Source organism: Vibrio sp. 1078-1 (assembly GCF_033340475.1).
Genome location: NZ_JAWOWM010000336.1, coordinates 1 through 713 on the forward strand (window position 1 = coordinate 1; position 713 = coordinate 713).

General features: G+C 46.1%; 1 protein-coding gene. It reads right to left on the reverse strand.

Going from position 1 to position 713, the window contains the following annotated elements:
- On the reverse strand, positions 1-713 hold a 713-nt coding region (locus tag R7190_RS27430), incomplete at both ends, for an imelysin family protein (protein WP_318137876.1).

Consider the following 713-nt stretch of genomic DNA (forward strand, 5'->3'; position numbering starts at 1 on the left):
CAGACCACTGTTTTTCCATCCATTCAAGATCTTGAATCAGTAGATCGGCCGCGGCTTTTAAGTACTCACCACGACGATCGCAGTGACCATTTGTACAACCAGAACCAACAACAAAGTCCGTGTAAGCACGCTGACCTGCACCTGCATTTGTGCCGTTCAGATCTTGTCCCCATAGAAGAAATTCGATCGCGTGATAGCCCGTTGCTACGTTTGCTTCTGAGCCACCTACTTCGTTCAAACTAGCAAGTAATTCTGGAGTAATTTTTGCCACGTCAAGCTTAGACGGGCCGATCGTTAGGCTTGTGTTGGCAATGATATTTGCCGCTGCACCTTCGTTACCAAGCTCATATTGGTAGTCAGCAGCTACATAATCGATAAGACCTTCGTCAAGTGGCCAGGCATTAAGTTGACCTTCCCAATCGTCGACTACTGCGTTGCCAAAACGGAAAACTTCAGACTGTTGGTATGGCACGCGGGACTCTAGCCAAGCTTGCTTAACGTCTTCAAGCTTTGCCTCAGATGGTGCTTTTAAAAATTCATCGATTTTCACTTCCAACGTTTTTGCCGTCGTCAGTGAGTCAGCAAATACGGCGTGAGCCACATCTGCATAATGTTCAACAACTTGTTGTTTTGTTACTTGAGCAGCAACGGTAGTACCACTGGCAATGAGGAGTGAAGCAGCAATAGATTGGACTAATACTGTTTTTGCATTC